The organism is Echinicola sp. 20G, assembly GCF_015533855.1.
Taxonomy (GTDB): domain Bacteria; phylum Bacteroidota; class Bacteroidia; order Cytophagales; family Cyclobacteriaceae; genus Echinicola.
This window is the reverse complement of the sequence record NZ_AP024154.1, coordinates 2,936,995-2,953,230: the sequence shown is the minus strand read 5'-3', so window position 1 is coordinate 2,953,230 and position 16,236 is coordinate 2,936,995. Positions and strand designations below refer to the sequence as shown.

At 40.2% G+C, this 16,236-nt stretch carries 11 protein-coding genes; 6 read left to right on the top strand and 5 right to left on the bottom strand.

Annotated elements, in window-relative coordinates:
- Positions 1-95: 95 nt before the first annotated feature.
- Positions 96-1,466, bottom strand: a complete 1,371-nt coding sequence (locus JL001_RS12380; RefSeq protein WP_200976374.1) for an exonuclease domain-containing protein — start codon at positions 1,464-1,466, stop codon at positions 96-98.
- Between the two features lie 155 nt (positions 1,467-1,621).
- Between JL001_RS12380 and JL001_RS12375 the strand changes: the two genes are divergently transcribed.
- Both JL001_RS12375 and bioB read left to right on the top strand, forming a co-directional pair.
- Positions 1,622-2,182 (top strand): DinB family protein, encoded by a 561-nt coding sequence (locus tag JL001_RS12375; protein ID WP_236252793.1) that lies wholly within the window; start codon positions 1,622-1,624, stop codon positions 2,180-2,182.
- Between the two features lie 131 nt (positions 2,183-2,313).
- Entirely contained in the window at positions 2,314-3,291 is a 978-nt protein-coding gene (gene bioB / locus JL001_RS12370) for a biotin synthase BioB (RefSeq protein WP_200976373.1), read from the top strand.
- 35 nt (positions 3,292-3,326) lie between these two features.
- Here bioB and JL001_RS12365 read toward each other — a convergent pair whose 3' ends face one another.
- Together JL001_RS12365 and JL001_RS12360 are read right to left on the bottom strand one after the other, a co-directional pair.
- Entirely contained in the window at positions 3,327-5,006 is a 1,680-nt protein-coding gene (locus tag JL001_RS12365) for an AMP-binding protein (RefSeq protein WP_200976372.1), read from the bottom strand.
- 138 nt (positions 5,007-5,144) lie between these two features.
- Positions 5,145-6,302: an acyl-CoA dehydrogenase family protein gene (locus JL001_RS12360; RefSeq protein WP_200976371.1), complete on the bottom strand. Its 1,158-nt coding sequence runs from the start codon at positions 6,300-6,302 to the stop codon at positions 5,145-5,147.
- Positions 6,303-6,612: 310 nt separating this feature from the next.
- Between JL001_RS12360 and JL001_RS12355 the strand changes: the two genes are divergently transcribed.
- A complete protein-coding gene (locus JL001_RS12355; protein ID WP_200976370.1) occupies positions 6,613-7,824 on the top strand; it encodes a hypothetical protein in 1,212 nt (403 codons plus the stop codon).
- 64 nt (positions 7,825-7,888) lie between these two features.
- Here the strand turns inward: JL001_RS12355 and JL001_RS12350 are convergent, their stop codons facing one another.
- The gene (locus JL001_RS12350; RefSeq protein ID WP_200976369.1) at positions 7,889-8,404 is read right to left on the bottom strand and encodes a thioesterase family protein; all 516 of its coding nucleotides are present in this window, start codon (positions 8,402-8,404) and stop codon (positions 7,889-7,891) included.
- 42 nt (positions 8,405-8,446) lie between these two features.
- Positions 8,447-8,962: a DinB family protein gene (locus JL001_RS12345; RefSeq protein ID WP_200976368.1), complete on the bottom strand. Its 516-nt coding sequence runs from the start codon at positions 8,960-8,962 to the stop codon at positions 8,447-8,449.
- 68 nt (positions 8,963-9,030) lie between these two features.
- On the opposite strand from JL001_RS12345, the gene JL001_RS12340 reads away from it, so the two are divergent.
- The 3 genes from JL001_RS12340 to JL001_RS12330 all read left to right on the top strand — a co-directional run bounded on the left by JL001_RS12340 (position 9,031) and on the right by JL001_RS12330 (position 16,227).
- Complete coding sequence (locus JL001_RS12340; protein ID WP_200976367.1) at positions 9,031-10,377, top strand: M20/M25/M40 family metallo-hydrolase; 1,347 nt, start codon at positions 9,031-9,033, stop codon at positions 10,375-10,377.
- Between the two features lie 172 nt (positions 10,378-10,549).
- Positions 10,550-12,577 carry a M3 family metallopeptidase gene (locus JL001_RS12335; RefSeq protein WP_200976366.1) on the top strand — a complete coding sequence of 676 codons (2,028 nt, stop codon included), beginning with the start codon at positions 10,550-10,552 and terminating at the stop codon, positions 12,575-12,577.
- An 896-nt stretch (positions 12,578-13,473) separates the two neighbouring features.
- A complete protein-coding gene (locus tag JL001_RS12330) occupies positions 13,474-16,227 on the top strand; it encodes a hypothetical protein (protein ID WP_200976365.1) in 2,754 nt (917 codons plus the stop codon).
- Positions 16,228-16,236 lie beyond the last annotated feature (9 nt).

The window sequence follows — 16,236 nt, the reverse complement described above, 5'->3', positions numbered from 1 at the left end:
TATTTAAAACAGCCCTTTCACTTTCAGGCTAGTTTAACTCCCTCTTTCCCCAAATACTGTCAAAACAATCCGTTTTACTAGCACATACCGAAGGATCAACCCAGCACTTTTACGGTTTTGGATAGCTGTTTGCTCAAATATTGCTCTAAGATTGGAGTAGTATCGGAAACAGGTTTGACTCTATCCAAATAGCCTAATACTTCTTCATCAGAATCCACTTCCAAAGAAGCCTCTATAAAACCATAAGCTTGGAGAATACCATCCTCAAAATAGATGGCCGCATGCTCTTCCCTGGTTCTTCCCTTTTCTCTTATCAACAACCTGGCCCGCTCTCTCTGGATATTATCCATCCACCGCTTGACTTTTTCATTGTAGCTTGTCACCTCCTCTTCTCCACAGCAAGGACCATCACAAGCCCCTGCTTGATAATCGTAACAAGCTCCCTTTGTCTTTTGAATACCACAAAGCTTCGCACATAAGCGGTATTGCTCCACTTTTCCCAGTAAATAAGACCAGGCCTCGTGATGAGACCTAAAGGTCAGGACAGCCTTACTAAACCTGTTTACTTTCGCTACTTGGAAACGTTCATAGCCAGCTCCATCTTGATACCGGTAAAGCCCCCAATTGGCCTCTTTTACCTTTTGGGCTCTATTAAACTTTGGCCAATGCTTCTTGATCTCCAAAGCCTCCACCAATAAGGCCAAAAACTCACTACCAGTCAACTGATAACTTATGCTGTACACTGCCGTTTTCATGGCCTGTTTCCCTTTTCCTGCACCAGAAAAATGACCTTTGAACCGACTTTTGATATTTAGTGCTTTCCCCACATATATTACTTTGCCATTGGCATCATGAAAATAATAGACTCCTATATCCTCTGGAAGCTCCAAAAATTGCTCTTTGGTAATATTGGGAGGTAAAAAAGCTTCTCCGGAGTTTCTTTTTAGCAAAGCCTGAACCACCCCTTCATCATCAGCTGCCAACAACATCCCAAACAATTCAGCAGTGGCTTCCGCATCACCAAAAGCCCTATGTCGGGCCTTAATGGAAATGGCTTTATGTTCACAAATACTGCCTAAGCTGTAAGATCTCAGACCCGGAAAAATCTTTCTACTCAACCTGACCGTGCACAATTTAGGAGCATCAAATTCCATCCCCACCCTTTCAAATTCAGATTTGATAAACTGATAATCAAAGTTGACATTATGTGCCACAAAGACCTTGTCCTTCAAAAACTCAAAAAACGCTTCTGCGATATCTTCAAAGAAAGGAGCATCCTCCACCATCCTTTGGTCAATTCCTGTAAGGCCAGTAATATAGCCGGGAATTTCACAATCAGGATTGATCAGAGTCTGAAATGACTCCAGCACCTTTTCTCCATCGTGCACCAATGCCGCCACTTCTGTGATCCTATGCCTTTTTCCATATCCGCCTGTCGTTTCAATATCTACAATGGCATACATCATTCTACTTCAAAGGGTTGTGGGTGTAATTATAAATTTACTTTTCAATTTTAGTAATTTGTCAATCATTATAACGATTTTTGGCCCAAAATGTCCCAAAATTTAATTTGGCATTTGAGATTAACGCTGGAAAGACCTGAGACCAAAAGTCAATTCTTATGGATACCAAAATCAATAACTGGCAAACTAGCATCGACGAGACTACCCAGAAATTCCTGAAAAGTTTTGCAGATGTTTCTCCTGAAAAACTTTATAGAAAGCCAAACCCGAATACTTGGAGTATCGCTGAAAACATCCAGCACCTTATTTTGATCAATGAAAGCTACTTTCCTATTTTCAAGCAATTGGAAGAAGGCACCTATCAAAAGCCTTTTATTGGGAATATCGGTTTTCTTCACCGGGCAATTGGAAACATGATCTTAAAATCTGTTACTCCAGAAAACCAAAAAAAGATCAAAACCATTCCTATTTGGGAACCAAATAAATACCAGGGTCCTGAAAGCGATGAACTCCTCAAAGAATTTGAGAATCATCAAAAAGCTTTATCGGCGTGGATACCAAAGCTTAAACCTTTTTTGGAAAAACACCAAGTTATCAATTCCCCAGCCAATAAGTTAATCGCTTACTCATTAGAGACCGCCCTTGACATTATTACTGTCCATGAAAAAAGGCATTATGAACAGTCACACAGGCTCTTGATACGATTAAACAATCAATAAATGCCCCATATCACCTAGATGCAAAAGGGACACAGATAATACAAACGAAGGAAAAACCTTGAAATTCATTACATACTTGCTAAAAATCAATAATTTTAAGGCTTGTAATGATTCATACAAATCCAATTTTGATGACTGAGATTAGAAATAACTGGACAAGAGAAGAAATCAAAAACATTTTTGATTTACCAATATTGGAACTCATCTATAAAGCCGCCACCGTTCATAGAGAATTCAATGACCCACAGGAAGTGCAGGTTTGCACCTTGCTATCTGTGAAAACCGGTGGTTGTCCCGAGGACTGTGCCTATTGCCCTCAGGCAGCAAGGTACCACACTGATGTGAAAGTCCATAAATTATTGGAAGTAGAAGAAGTGCTCCAAAAAGCAGCCGATGCAAAGTCTGCTGGAAGTACCCGTTTTTGTATGGGAGCTGCCTGGAGAGAAGTCCGAGACAATAGGGACTTTGACAAAGTACTGGACATGGTCAAAGGAGTAAACACCATGGGGATGGAAGTGTGCTGTACGCTTGGAATGCTCTCTGAAGAACAAGCTAAGAAACTGAAAGATGCTGGTTTATATGCCTACAATCACAACTTAGACACTAGCGAAGAGCACTACAACGAAATCATCACTACCAGAAACTACGATGATAGGTTGAACACTTTGGACAATGTTAGAAAAGCGGACATTTCTGTATGTTCTGGTGGAATTATCGGATTGGGAGAAAACTTGGATGACAGAGTGGGAATGCTCCATACTTTGGCCACACTACCAAGTCACCCAGAATCAGTACCCGTCAATGCTTTGGTACCTGTGGAAGGTACTCCACTTGAGGAACAAGAAAAAGTATCCGTTTGGGAAATGGTCAGAATGATTGCCACAGCTAGAATCATCATGCCAAAAGCCATGGTGAGGCTTTCAGCAGGTAGGGTCAGAATGAGCACTGAAGAACAAGCCCTGTGTTTTATGGCCGGAGCAAACTCCATTTTTGCTGGGGACAAGCTCTTGACAACGCCGAACCCTGAAGTGGACATGGACAAGCAACTATTCCAAACGCTTAACTTGAAACCAAGGGCAGCCTTTAAAGATCAAGAAGTTAGTATATAAAGAAAAAGCTCTCCGTATTTAACGGAGAGCTTTTTTTATGCTGATTGTTTCATGTGGTTTTCCTTGATAATCCTTCTAAGGATTTTTCCCACATTAGATTTGGGAAGCTCATCCACAAAATGGACCTCCTTAGGAACCTTATAATTGGTAAGTGACTCCCTGCAATGCTTAATGACTTCCTCTTCAGTGAGTGATTTGTCACCCGGCACCACATAAGCTATCACCCGCTCTGTAGAACGCTCATCTGGCATTCCAATCACTCCAACTTCCAAAACTTTATCATTGGTAGCAATGGCATCTTCCACTTCATTCGGGTAAACATTGAAACCTGACACCAAAATCATTTCTTTTTTGCGGTCTACGATCTTCACAAAGCCATCATCATCCAGCACCCCAATATCTCCAGTCTTCAACCATTCTCCAAGCATCACATCAGCTGTCTCCTTTGGCCTTTTCCAATAACCCTTCATCACCTGGGGCCCTTTTATACAAACCTCACCTTTCTCACCATTAGCCAATTCATTTCCTTCATCATCCACAATCTTCACTTCTGTATTGGGCAAGGGCAAGCCAATCGTACCTAGTCTCTCTGTACCATCAATGGGATTACAACAAGCCACAGGAGAAGTTTCTGTCAGTCCATATCCTTCTGCCAATGGCGTCCCGGTGACTTCCTTCCACTTTTCTGCTACGTACTTTTGTACGGCCATTCCGCCACCCACTGAGATTTTCAAAGAACTAAAGTCCAAATTTCTAAAAGCCTCTTGGTTAAGTAAGCCATTAAACAGGGTATTCACCCCGGTCAGAACACTAAACTTATGACTGCCAAGATCTTTACAAAAAGCCTTCATATCCCTAGGGTTGGTCACCAACACATTGTGAGCTCCAATTTTTAGCATTGCCAGACAATTTACCGTCAATGCAAAAATATGATATAACGGCAGGGCTGTGATGACCACTTCTTCATACTCCACCAGTTTTGGTTTCATCCAAGCAGATATTTGCTGCATATTAGCCACTATGTTTCCATGGGTCAATTCTGCTCCTTTGGAAACTCCAGTTGTTCCACCTGTATACTGAAGATAAGCTGTATCTTCCAATGTCATATCGACTGGGGTATGTTTCTTGTTTTTTCCCGCTTTTAAGGCCGAGGTTAGCTTTATAGCCTTTGGAATGTGATAAGCGGGCACCATCTTTTTCACATGCTTAACGACCAAGTTCACAATAATCCCTTTGAGCCCTCCTAAAAGATCCCCAATCTCTGTAATAATGATATGTTTAACATTTAGATGAGGCAATATTTCCTCAAGGTTCTTGGCAAAATTGGCAACAATCACCACAGCAGATACACTCGCATCCTCAAACTGATGCTTCATCTCATGAGAAGTATAAAGCGGATTGGTATTTACTACGATCAAGCCAGCTCTCAAAGCCCCAAACATGACCACAGGATACTGAAGGAGATTGGGCATCTGAATGGCAATCCTTTCTCCCTTCTTCAGTTTTAGGTCATTCTGAAGGTAAGCTGCAAAATCCCTAGACAGTTTATCCAATTCATTGAAGCTCATTTGTTTGCCCATACATTCATAAGCCACAGCATCTCCATATTTCTGGATACTTTCCTCAAAAAGCCCAATTACACTGCTATATGCTTCTACATCCACTTCTTTGGGGACGGACTTCGGGTAATTTTCAAACCAAGGAAAGTCTTTCATTTTGTTATTATTTTGGGTTACAAATTACGTATAGGTGGCTCATATTCTTAGAACAATATAAGTCATTTATGGATTTTAAAAAAAGCTTTAAATCATTCATAAAGTATATATTAGGGCACACATACTAACTAACTTCCGCTACTTCAATACCTTACGGGCAATTAATTCTTTCATGATTTCATTGGTACCAGCATAAATACGTTGCACCCTTGCGTCAGCATAAGCTCTGGCCACCGGGTATTCCCACATATAGCCGTAACCTCCATGTAGTTGAACACATTCATCTGCTACCTCACACTGTAACTCCGTCATCAAATACTTAGCTCCAGATGCCATGGCACTGTCTACTTTTTTATCATTATGGAGCAAAACCAGTTGATCACAATAAATTCTGGCCTGCTCAATTTTAGCCGCCATTTCAGCCAATTTAAATCTCGTGTTTTGAAATTCTGAAATGGACCGACCAAAAGCTTCTCTCCCTTTTACATATTCCACAGTGGACTTGAGCATAAACTCTGCCAAAGCCAACGCAGCCAAAGCAACAATTAAACGTTCTTGGGCCAGCTCAGTCATCAAGTACTTAAAGCCCTCTCCTTCCTTCCCCAATAGGTTTTCTTTGGGCACCTTGACATCTTCAAAAAACAGTTCACAGGTATCTTGCGCATGAAGTCCAACCTTATCAAATGGAACTCCCTTGGTAAATCCTTCCATCTCCTTGTCAACAACAAAAAGACTAATACCTTTGGCACCTTGAGTAGGATCTGTCTTGGCTGCCACTACGACCATATCACACAAATAACCATTGGTGATAAATGTTTTTGTACCGTTGAGAAGATAGTGGTCCCCCATATCCCTTGCCGTGGCTTTTATGTTTTGCAAATCACTTCCAGCCCCTGGTTCTGTCATGGCTATGGCTCCTATATATTCTCCAGAAATCATTTTAGAGGCATATTTCTTATGAGCCGAGTCTGTTCCATAATGCTGCAAATAGGGAAAAACTATATCGCTGTGAAGCGGATAGCCAATAGCAGGCCCTGAACAGCCACTAAGTCCCAGTTCCTCCGTAAAAATAGCATTGAACCTAAAATCAGAAATCCCCAAGCCACCAAAGGATTCAGGCGCTTGAAGACACAAAAATCCATTCTGCCCAAGTTTTTCCCAAGACTCTCGGGAAACCTGTTTTGCTTTTTCCCATTCAGAATTATTAGGGATGATTTCTTTTTTTACAAATTCTCTAATAGACTGTCGGAACATCTCATGCTCCTCGGTAAAAATCGTTCTAGGAATCTCAAACATCTATTTTTGGGTTATATTTCTCAGACTTATCCATCATAAAACCAACCTAGCCTTTGCTTCTTCACTTTTCCAAAAGTGTGTATAAATTTATCTAGCAGAAGGTAATTTAAGATTTTAGGACATCAATTAAAATAACTAAAGATGAACTGTTTTTTAAATAATAAGGCCATATAATTTATCTTCCAAAATTAAATTTAGCTTATGCTTTCAAAACCTTTTCTATTTTTGAAATCTGATATGCATCAAAATGAAATATTGCAATTACATTTATGGCACAAATTTCGTACGAGAAATAGAAATTGATTGTTCTATGAAAACTAAAATCTACTTATTAACCATTTCTATATTATTGCTGGCTGCTTTTAATGTCCATGCCCAGACAGACTCCATCACTATCTCCTTGGAGCAATCTTTGAAAAACAGCCTCCTAAAAAGCATTCAGGTCAAAACCGACTCTATGGACAACCAGCTGGGTACGAAACTCTCTGACCTGGATCAAAAAATCCAGATGTTGGATGAATCTTTAAACCAAACAAGCAGTGAAACCCAAAAAATTGAAAAACTGATTGAAAGGGTGAAATTGATTGAAGACTTCCAGCAGGCTGAGAAGGATGCTGAACTGAATATTTACCAAGGGAACTATCAATCTGCCATCATCAACTTAGTGGCCATGGAAAGGGAGCTTAGGCCCTTGATTCTTTTTGGCGCCACAAGAGACTTCTTCCAAACACTTAACTCCGTCGGGAACCCTACTTCTTACCCAGGGTTCAATGAATGGTATAGCGGATTCAAGAGTTTCGTGGATAAGAACAAAAAAGAAAGCCCAACACTTTCTGTAGTGGCCAATTTGATCAGCCTTACCGGAGATTTGTCAGCAGGCACGCCTATATTCGGAACTTTCAGCCAAGCACTTTTTACAGGGATGTCCAGCTATATTGAGAGCATTGGCACAGGAAAAAGAGATAAAAAATTAAGGGACCAAAGCCAGGAAATGTTTGAATTGGTTGCCGAGTTGGGGCAATTTACCAATGACAAAAACCTGATTGAAACGGAATGGGAAGCGATTGATACTGAATTGGAAGAGCTCAAGAAACTGTATGAGGAAAACCTCGACAAGAACCTCAAAATACTGGATATTGGTAAAAAAGAATTCGAGAGAAGGTATAGTAAGGAGAATGACGCTAACCTCAGGTATGAATATTTGAATGAGTTGACCAACATTATTGCAAGGAGAGTTAAGCACGAAAAAGAAACCAATCCCAAGAACTGGAAGAACACTTTCTACAATGAAATGTCGGAGATCCAATCCTTAAAAATCCGTTTTGGCAGCATCACTTTCCGTATCAGTGAAAATATCAACAAGTACAACTCACTCATCGACAAATACAAAGAAGCAAAGCATATTGGACCGAAAATCAATGATTTAGAGTCTAAACTCAACAACTTGAAGAACGCTTTTGACAAAGCCTTCAATCCATTGGAATACATCAATGCAGCCAACAAAATGTACAAAGTTGACTAATCCATTATTAAATCTTATAGTAAAAAGGGAAGACTAATCAGTCTTCCCTTTCTTTTCCAGCTTACTATTCTTCTTTTAGCTTCGCCTTTAACTGCTTGACCCGTTCTGTAATAGAATGCTTGCTGATGTCAAAGTCATCGGAGGTAGCTTTCAAAAAATCATTGATTTCACCTGCATGGTCTTTCACTTTTCCATCTTTTAGCCCCACATACTTAAGGGTACTCCAAAGGACATTTTTAAGCTCTTTGTGGGAGTCATCCGTCATATAATACTCAATCACCACTGTATTCTCATTATGCCAAAGAATACGACTTTTAATCCTCACCCATTCGCCCACCATCGCTGGCCTGACATAAGAGATGTTATGGTTATAAACCACCCACGCCGCTTGGTATTTCTTGATCAAATCGTACATCTCTACCCCATAAAGCTTAGGAACTTGATCCTCACGGGCATTGAAATAATAATCAAAATACTTGGCATTGTTTAGGTGCTGAAGGGGATCACAATCCTGGAACCTGATCACCGCTCTACTTTCAGTCTCTTTGGGATAGTGCTTATCGGGGTTATACTCGAACATGTTTCTTAAGCTAATGTTTGATAATTATATTGATTAATCCAATCAGTACCTTTCATGCAAAATCTGCATATGATGCCTAAAGTGCCCTGGAATTATATTCAACAAAGCCCTCACACTAATTTCATAGCCATTTGCCGTACCAGTATAAGTCAATGCTTCTTCTGGCAAATGGTTCATAAATGACCTGATCACATACCTGGAAAGTTCAAACTCCTCCAAAAGGTCGGCTAAAGGCACATCATTGAAACGGCCAGCCTTTACATAATCTTCTTGATCCATTCCCGGCAATTCCTGATCATCCTTTCTGGCAAAACACAAAGCACGAAAAAGCATGATCTTTTCAGTATCATTGATATGGCCTATCACTTCTTTTAGGCTCCATTTTCCGTCCTCATAGGTTTCTTTCGCCTGCTCTTCCGTCATTCCCTCAAAGTAACTTCTGAGTTCTTCTACTTGGGAGATCAGCAATTCTTTGATATTCTCTCCCTTAACTTTAGAAACATAGGTCTCGTAAAAAGCCCCATACTCTCCCTTTTCTGGAATCAGTTCGTCGTTCATGTAATACTTTTTTTATTTCTCTTAAGATGATATAAATTTAAAACTATCAAAACCATAAGTTTGACTCCATGAAGAAAATTTTACTAATCATCGTATTCTTAACTCCTATATTGGCTTTTTCACAAACCCAAACTATTCATCGAAACAGCGAGATTGCTGCAATGGTTCAAGAAATCTCTCCAGATCGTCTTGAGGAATATATCAATGGATTGGTAAGCTTTGGGACCAGGCACTCCCTTAGCAAGGACCAAGAAGATAGGGGAATTGAAGCTGCTCGACAATACGTTCTTTCTCAATTCAAATCCTTTGAAGCTGGATCCGACGGTCGTTTAAGTGCTAAAATCGACTATTACACAATAGAGAAAGATGGTAGAAGAATCCCGGAAGATGTCCGAATGGGCAATGTCATGGCAACATTGAAAGGAACCAACCCAAACGATGACAGAATCTTTGTTGTAAGTGGGCATCTCGACAGCAGGGTCAGTGATGTCATGAACGCCGAAAGCGATGCTCCAGGAGCCAATGATGACGGGTCTGGAGTTGCCGCATTGATAGAAATGGCCAGGATCATGAGCAAAAGGCCCTATTCAGCCACTATTATTTTTGTTGCAGTGTCCGGTGAGGAACAAGGACTTAAAGGCGCCACCTATATGGCCCAAAAGGCAAAGGCTGAAGGCTGGAACTTGGCCGCCATGATCAACAATGACATGATAGGAAACAGTGCTTCCAGCGGCACCTCAATCAAAGACAACACGCGCGTTAGGGTTTTTAGTGAAGGAGTACCACTTTTGGAAACAGAAGAAATGGAGCGACTACGAAGGTATACCAATGGAGAAAACGATAGCAAATCCCGCCAATTGGCGCGGTACATCAAAGAAATTGGAGAAAGGTATGTTGACCAACTTGAAGTAAAACTGGTATACAGGAACGACAGATTTCTAAGGGGAGGAGACCATACCCCTTTTTCTAGAGAAGGTTTTACAGCTGTCAGAATGTGTGAATTCAATGAAAATTATAACCAACAGCATCAAGACTTAAGAACAGAGAATGGCATTCAATACGGTGACCTTCCCGAACACATAGATTATGAATACCTCCGAAAAAACACAGGAGTCAATCTAGCTGTACTAGCCAGCCTTGCTTCAGCCCCTTCTGTTCCCCAAGAGGTAGGAATCGATGTAAGCCAACTCTCCAACTCTTCCACCCTTAAATGGAACGCTCCTGCTGCTGGAAATGTGAAGGGCTATTATGTCTTGATGCGGGAAACCACTTCCCCTATATGGGAAAAGAAGTTTTTCACTCAAAACACTAGTCTAACATTACCTTATTCCAAAGACAACTACTTCTTTGCAGTCCAATCTGTAGGAGATGATTTTGTAGAAAGCATGGCAGTATTCCCACACCCTATAAGATAATTCAAACCTCCTTTTTATTTTAGGGCTTTCAGTTTCAACTTCGATTTTGTTTCTTGGGAGCCCTTAAAGACGCCAGGCTGGTAAATTGGGAATGAGGATTTGGGACAAAAACCATTAACTTTACCGACCTATTTTCGTACATGCATTGAACTCAAAACAAGAATACTTTAATATGAATCCATTATTGGAAAAATTTAATACGCCATTCGAAACGGCTCCATTTGATAAAATTAAGAACGAACACTTTTTACCTGCTGTCCAGGAGGCCATCCAAGAGGCCAAGTCTGAAATAGAGAGTATTAAGGCCACCACCTCCCCCAATTTTTCCTCAGTTATAGAAGCATTGGATAATTCAGGCAAAAAACTAGGCATCATCTCCAGCATATTCTTCAATTTAAATGCTGCTGAAACCAATGATGAAATCCAAAAACTGGCAAGGGAAATCTCTCCTTTGCTTACTGCTCATGGCAACGACATATTGCTGGATAAGGAGCTTTTTGACTTGGTAGACACTGTTTATCAACAAAAAGGAAGCCTTGATCTGAACGAAGAGCAAGAGACATTGTTGGACAAAACATATAAATCCTTTGTAAGAAACGGTGCCAACCTTTCTGAAGAGGATAAAGCCAAGCTCCGTGAGATTGATAAAGAGCTTTCCCAAAAAGGGTTGGCCTTTGGAGAAAATGTGTTGGCTGAAACCAATAAATATGAATTGGTTGTAGAAGATGAGGCAAAACTGGCCGGGCTTCCTGACTCCATCAAAGAAGCTGCAGCTCAAACTGCAATTGAAAAAGGAAAAGAAGGCAAATGGATTTTCACTTTGGCATTTCCTAGCTATGTGCCTTTTATGACCTATGCCGATAACCGAGAACTCCGTGAAGAAATATTTAAGGCTTATAACACCAAATCATGTAAAGGTGATGAACTGGACAACCAGGAAATCATCAAAGAAATTTTGGTTTTAAAGAATCAGAGAGCTAATCTTTTGGGCTATAAAAGTTATGCTGACTTTGTCCTTGAAGAAAGAATGGCCAAAAGTGCTCCAGAGGTAAGTTCTTTTCTAAAAGACCTTTTGGAAAAAGCCAAGCCAAAAGCCCAAGAAGAGCTGGAAGAACTGACCAAGTTTGCCCAAAGTATTGATGGCCCTGAGACGCTTCAAAAATGGGACTTTGGTTATTACTCCGAAAAACTAAAAAAAGCCAAATTTGAAGTAGATGATGAGCTAACCAAGCCTTACTTTGAGCTTGAAAACACCATTCAAGGCGTATTCCTTACAGCTGGAAAACTGTATGGATTGCAGTTTATCAAAAACGAAGATATCCCTGTCTATCATCCTGAAGTGACTGCCTATGAAGTAAAAGATACCTCTGGAAAACATGTTGCTGTATTCTATGCTGATTTTTTCCCAAGGGCTGGAAAAAGAAACGGTGCGTGGATGACCGTCTATCAAGGACAATTCAAAGAAGGCAATGTTGATCACCGACCTCATATATCTATTGTTTGTAATTTCACCAAACCTACCGTAAGCACTCCTTCCCTACTTACCTTTAATGAAGTGACCACACTATTCCATGAGTTTGGCCACGCATTGCATGGGATGCTAGCTAATGGAACCTATGAATCGCTTTCCGGCACAAGTGTCTATTGGGATTTTGTAGAGCTCCCTTCTCAAATTTTCGAGAACTGGTGCTATGAGAAAGAGTGCTTGGATTTATTTGCTAAACATTATCAAACAGGAGAAAAGATCCCTGAAGAACTAATTGAAAGAATCAAGAAGGCTGCTAATTTCCACCAAGGCTATCAAACCTTAAGACAGGTAAGTTTTGGTTTACTGGACATGGCTTACTACAGTACTAATCCTGCTGAAGTTCAATCTCTATTTGATTTTGAAAAAGCAGCCATGAGACCTACTGAATTGCTCCCCGCTGTAGAAGGCACGTTAATGTCCACTTCTTTCTCCCATATTTTCCAAGGAGGTTATGCTGCTGGGTATTATAGTTACAAATGGGCGGAAGTGTTGGATGCGGATGCTTTCGAAATGTTCTTGGAAAACGGGATTTTTGACCCAGTTACTGCCAAAGCTTTTAAAGATCATGTACTCTCTTCAGGAGGGAAAGTCCACCCTTCCATTTTATACAAAAGGTTTAGGGGTAGAGAACCCAAACCAGAAGCCCTGTTAAAGAGGGCTGGGTTAATATAATCAAAGGGGGGCTCGAAGTCCCCTTTTTTATTTCATACAATCTAATTGGAATAGAAACCTTATTTTCAACTTTTAGTTTATAATTATTGAATCAATAAATACAAAGACAAATTATTAACCAATAAATAATTTTTAAATATTTTTATTAGAAAATTTGAATTTTAAAATCATTGTATTAGTTTTATATCAATAAGGAAATCAAATGAGATTTCAAACAAAACTGTAGGATGCTGAAAAGTATTCTGGAAGTGTAAAGAATGAGATAAGTTCACTTTTTACCTATGAAAGGTTCGAATCCTTTCCCTGCAGCAGGTTATTTTGGGTTTATTGTTAATTGACTAAAGCTATGAAATATTGTTTCATAGCTTTTTTACTTTCTACTCATTTCACATAAAACCTTCATTAACGATTTGACAATTCCCAAAGGTTTTCAAACAAGCACTAATTATATAATTTATAATAAAAAACTATAAATATTAAAAATAACGCAAACTTTTAATATTTTTGTTGAATTTATTTGAATAATAAAATAAGTTATTTAACTTTGAATCATAAACAAAGACAAAAGGTCTTTTCCTTTAATTCGCACAAGCGTTGATAAGGAATTTAGAAGATTGTTTATACACACTGTAGGGTGTTGAAATTGGCAGACAAGCCCTCCTGTCTCGGGGGTGGGGGTCAATGGAAAAAGCAAACATGGAGCTCGTGTTTTGCCTAACTACCCCGTGGAGGTTCGAGTCCTTCCCCTACAGCAGGTTATTTTGGGTTTATTGTTAATTGACTAAAGCTATGGGATTTTGTTTCATGGCTTTTTTTATGCTTAAAATTCAGCTTTTTTAATTCTAGAGTCTGGAAGTTTGATTTTTATTAACTTGTGTTTTTAAAAATCTTCCTGAATGAACAATTTTTATTGGCCTTGCTTCCAAAGACGCAAAGGCAACAAGTTACTTCTATTTTTGGTCCTTAGCCTTTTGGCAAACAACGTCCAGGCACAAAGCCCCATCATTGAATCCACCAATGCTTTGGCTGAAAAAGTTTACCTCCAGCTTGACAGTAAAATCTACACGCATGACCAAACAATATGGTTTAAGGCAATCGTAGCTAATGCCGCCAGCAACCGACCTACCCTGCTCAGTGGAGTCCTTCACGCAGAAATAATAGGCAGCGACCTCCAAGTAAAGGATGAAAAGTTAATCAAACTCCAAAATGGCATCGGGGAAGGTTTCTTTGACCTAAACCGTAACTATCTACCCGGCCGCTATTTAATCAGGGCTTACACGCAGTGGGACAGCAATTTTGGTACGGATTATATTTTCAAAGCCTATACCGATGTGTTTCCTTCTTCCAAAGAAGATACAGCCTCCCCAATCAGTCAAGTTTCTCTTTTAGAAAAATCACCTGGTCAGTTTTGGCTTAGTGCTAACTTTAACCCTTTACAGATAGACAGCCTTCATCAAAAGAAACTAAGTATCTCCCTCAATCTGGATGGCAAAAAAGATTCTCTCACTCTGAAAAAAAACAAAGAAGGTCTATATGTAATTAATTATTTGATTCCAGCAAATAGCACATTAGCAACATTGAATATGGAAACCGAAAACGGGGCTCAGTACTCCAAAACGATAGCCTTGGATGAAGAGGCTTTGGATTTCCAGTTTTTTCCGGAAAGTGGAGAGCTTGTCCATGGGCTGACTTCAAGGGTGGGTTTTAAGGCTTTGGATTACCTTGGATCAGGCAAACAAATAGAAGGTCGGGTAATCGATGGAAGCGGAAAGCAAATCACCACTTTAAAAAGCAATGATTTGGGCATGGGTTCCTTTGTCTTTTTAGCGGACAGCGCCCATCAATATTTTGCTGAAATATATCCTTCTGGAGATTCCTCTGTAACCTACCAATACCCACTTCCTGTAGTCCAACCTAAAGGTTACAACTTGGCTGTATTTAAGGCGGGAAATAACATTCGGTTAATTCAATCCGCCATACCCGCACATAATGACAGCATCTTCATTAAAGTTACCAGCAGGGGTATTCCCTATTACTGGATAAAAGGAAGGCTGAAACAAGGAAAAGCCCTCACCACGCTACCGACTAACAGCTTGCCGGAAGGCATCATTTCTTTCACCCTATTAGACCATCATCGGCAGCCTGTTGCAGAGAGACTTTTCTTCAATGAACGCCTAGAGAACAGACTGACAATACAGGCCTCTTCCAATCAGCCATTATATACTCAAAGAGAAAAAACAACTGTCAACATCCAAATCAAAGATTCGAACGACATCCCTATAGAAGCGAATATTTCAGTTTTAGCCATCAATGGAGACTTAATGGGGGAAATACAGGAAAAGAGGACAAATATTTTATCTTCATTGCTATTGAGCGGAGACCTAAAAGGCCACATCGAAAAACCGGGATATTATTTTCAACATGACCGCCCTAATCACTACAACGACTTGGACGTCCTGATGATCACACAGGATTGGCGAAATTATCACTATCACCAGAACTTGGACTCTTTAGTCTACCCTGCTGAACCCTCCCTTCATGTTTCAGGATCGGTAAGCGGCGTATTTTCATCAAAGAAGAAAAAAGAAGATGTAGCGCTCACATTGATGACCTTTGGTGAAAAAACCACCTTTCAGACCCAGTCTACAGACAGTCTTGGCCGTTTTAACTTTTACTTGGAAGATGCTTATGGAGAAAAAATCGATGTATTAATACAAAGCGCCAACAAAACAGGAAAGAAGAAGAATTACACTTTTTCACTGGACAAGAAGTTCAGCCCAGAAATCACATTTGATCAAAAGCAAACAATCGAACGTCTGGACAGTGTTAGCTATGCTTTGGTGGAAAAGCATCAAGAAAAGAGTGCCGCTGAGGCTGCTTTCAAACTTTCAACTGATATAATGGAGCTTGAAACATTTACCGTGGAGGATTACTTACTCACCCCTGAGAGAGAGAAAGTCATGAAACGCTTCGGTAAGCCGGATAGGGTAATTGAAGGGCAAGACATTCAAGAAAAAGAAGAAAAATGGTCTTATGGCCTATACAGTATCCTGCTTTTCAACTATCCAGAGGATGTTAAAATTTACAGGGTAAATGGGCCAGGTGGTTACCTTAGAGCATCGGTTCTTTCGGCTGAAATGACATTGGTCGTCATTGATGGCATTCCGGTTATGAACTATAATTATGACCTTATCCCCAGCATCCCTCCTTCAGAGGTTAAAAGTGTAGAGCTCATCAAGTTTGCCAAAAACTTCACCTCTCTCTTTATGGAGGTTTACCCACAGGCCAGCCCCATGGAAGCCCCTATGACCGGAAGTGTAATTGCTATTTACACCCATGCAGGAAAAGGAATTTTCGGGGTTCAAAAACCAGACGGACTACTACAAACCTCTGTACCTGCCTTTTCCCATACAAGGGAATTTTACCGCCCCAACTATGAAAACCTAAGTACTCAGGATTGGATAAAACCAGACTTAAGATCAGTCATTCATTGGCAAGCCCAAGTCAAAACTGATTCTACAGGACAAGCCCAAGTCAATTACTATAATGCAGACATTCCAGGTCAGGTCATGGTGATCATTGAAGCCATTGGCCCGGACGGTAAAATCGGCTACCAAGAGCTGATATATGAAGTGGAAGAGAGAAAATAAACCAGGTAT

What these genes read in the sequence shown, in the direction of transcription:
- JL001_RS12380 (WP_200976374.1), bottom strand. Translation starts at nt 1,466, where the DNA reads ATGATGTATGCCATTGTAGATATTGAAACGACAGGCGGATATGGAAAA.
- JL001_RS12375 (WP_236252793.1), top strand. Translation starts at nt 1,622, where the DNA reads ATGGATACCAAAATCAATAACTGGCAAACTAGCATCGACGAGACTACC.
- bioB (WP_200976373.1), top strand. Translation starts at nt 2,314, where the DNA reads ATGACTGAGATTAGAAATAACTGGACAAGAGAAGAAATCAAAAACATT.
- JL001_RS12365 (WP_200976372.1), bottom strand. Translation starts at nt 5,006, where the DNA reads ATGAAAGACTTTCCTTGGTTTGAAAATTACCCGAAGTCCGTCCCCAAA.
- JL001_RS12360 (WP_200976371.1), bottom strand. Translation starts at nt 6,302, where the DNA reads ATGTTTGAGATTCCTAGAACGATTTTTACCGAGGAGCATGAGATGTTC.
- JL001_RS12355 (WP_200976370.1), top strand. Translation starts at nt 6,613, where the DNA reads ATGAAAACTAAAATCTACTTATTAACCATTTCTATATTATTGCTGGCT.
- JL001_RS12350 (WP_200976369.1), bottom strand. Translation starts at nt 8,404, where the DNA reads ATGTTCGAGTATAACCCCGATAAGCACTATCCCAAAGAGACTGAAAGT.
- JL001_RS12345 (WP_200976368.1), bottom strand. Translation starts at nt 8,962, where the DNA reads ATGAACGACGAACTGATTCCAGAAAAGGGAGAGTATGGGGCTTTTTAC.
- JL001_RS12340 (WP_200976367.1), top strand. Translation starts at nt 9,031, where the DNA reads ATGAAGAAAATTTTACTAATCATCGTATTCTTAACTCCTATATTGGCT.
- JL001_RS12335 (WP_200976366.1), top strand. Translation starts at nt 10,550, where the DNA reads ATGAATCCATTATTGGAAAAATTTAATACGCCATTCGAAACGGCTCCA.
- JL001_RS12330 (WP_200976365.1), top strand. Translation starts at nt 13,474, where the DNA reads ATGAACAATTTTTATTGGCCTTGCTTCCAAAGACGCAAAGGCAACAAG.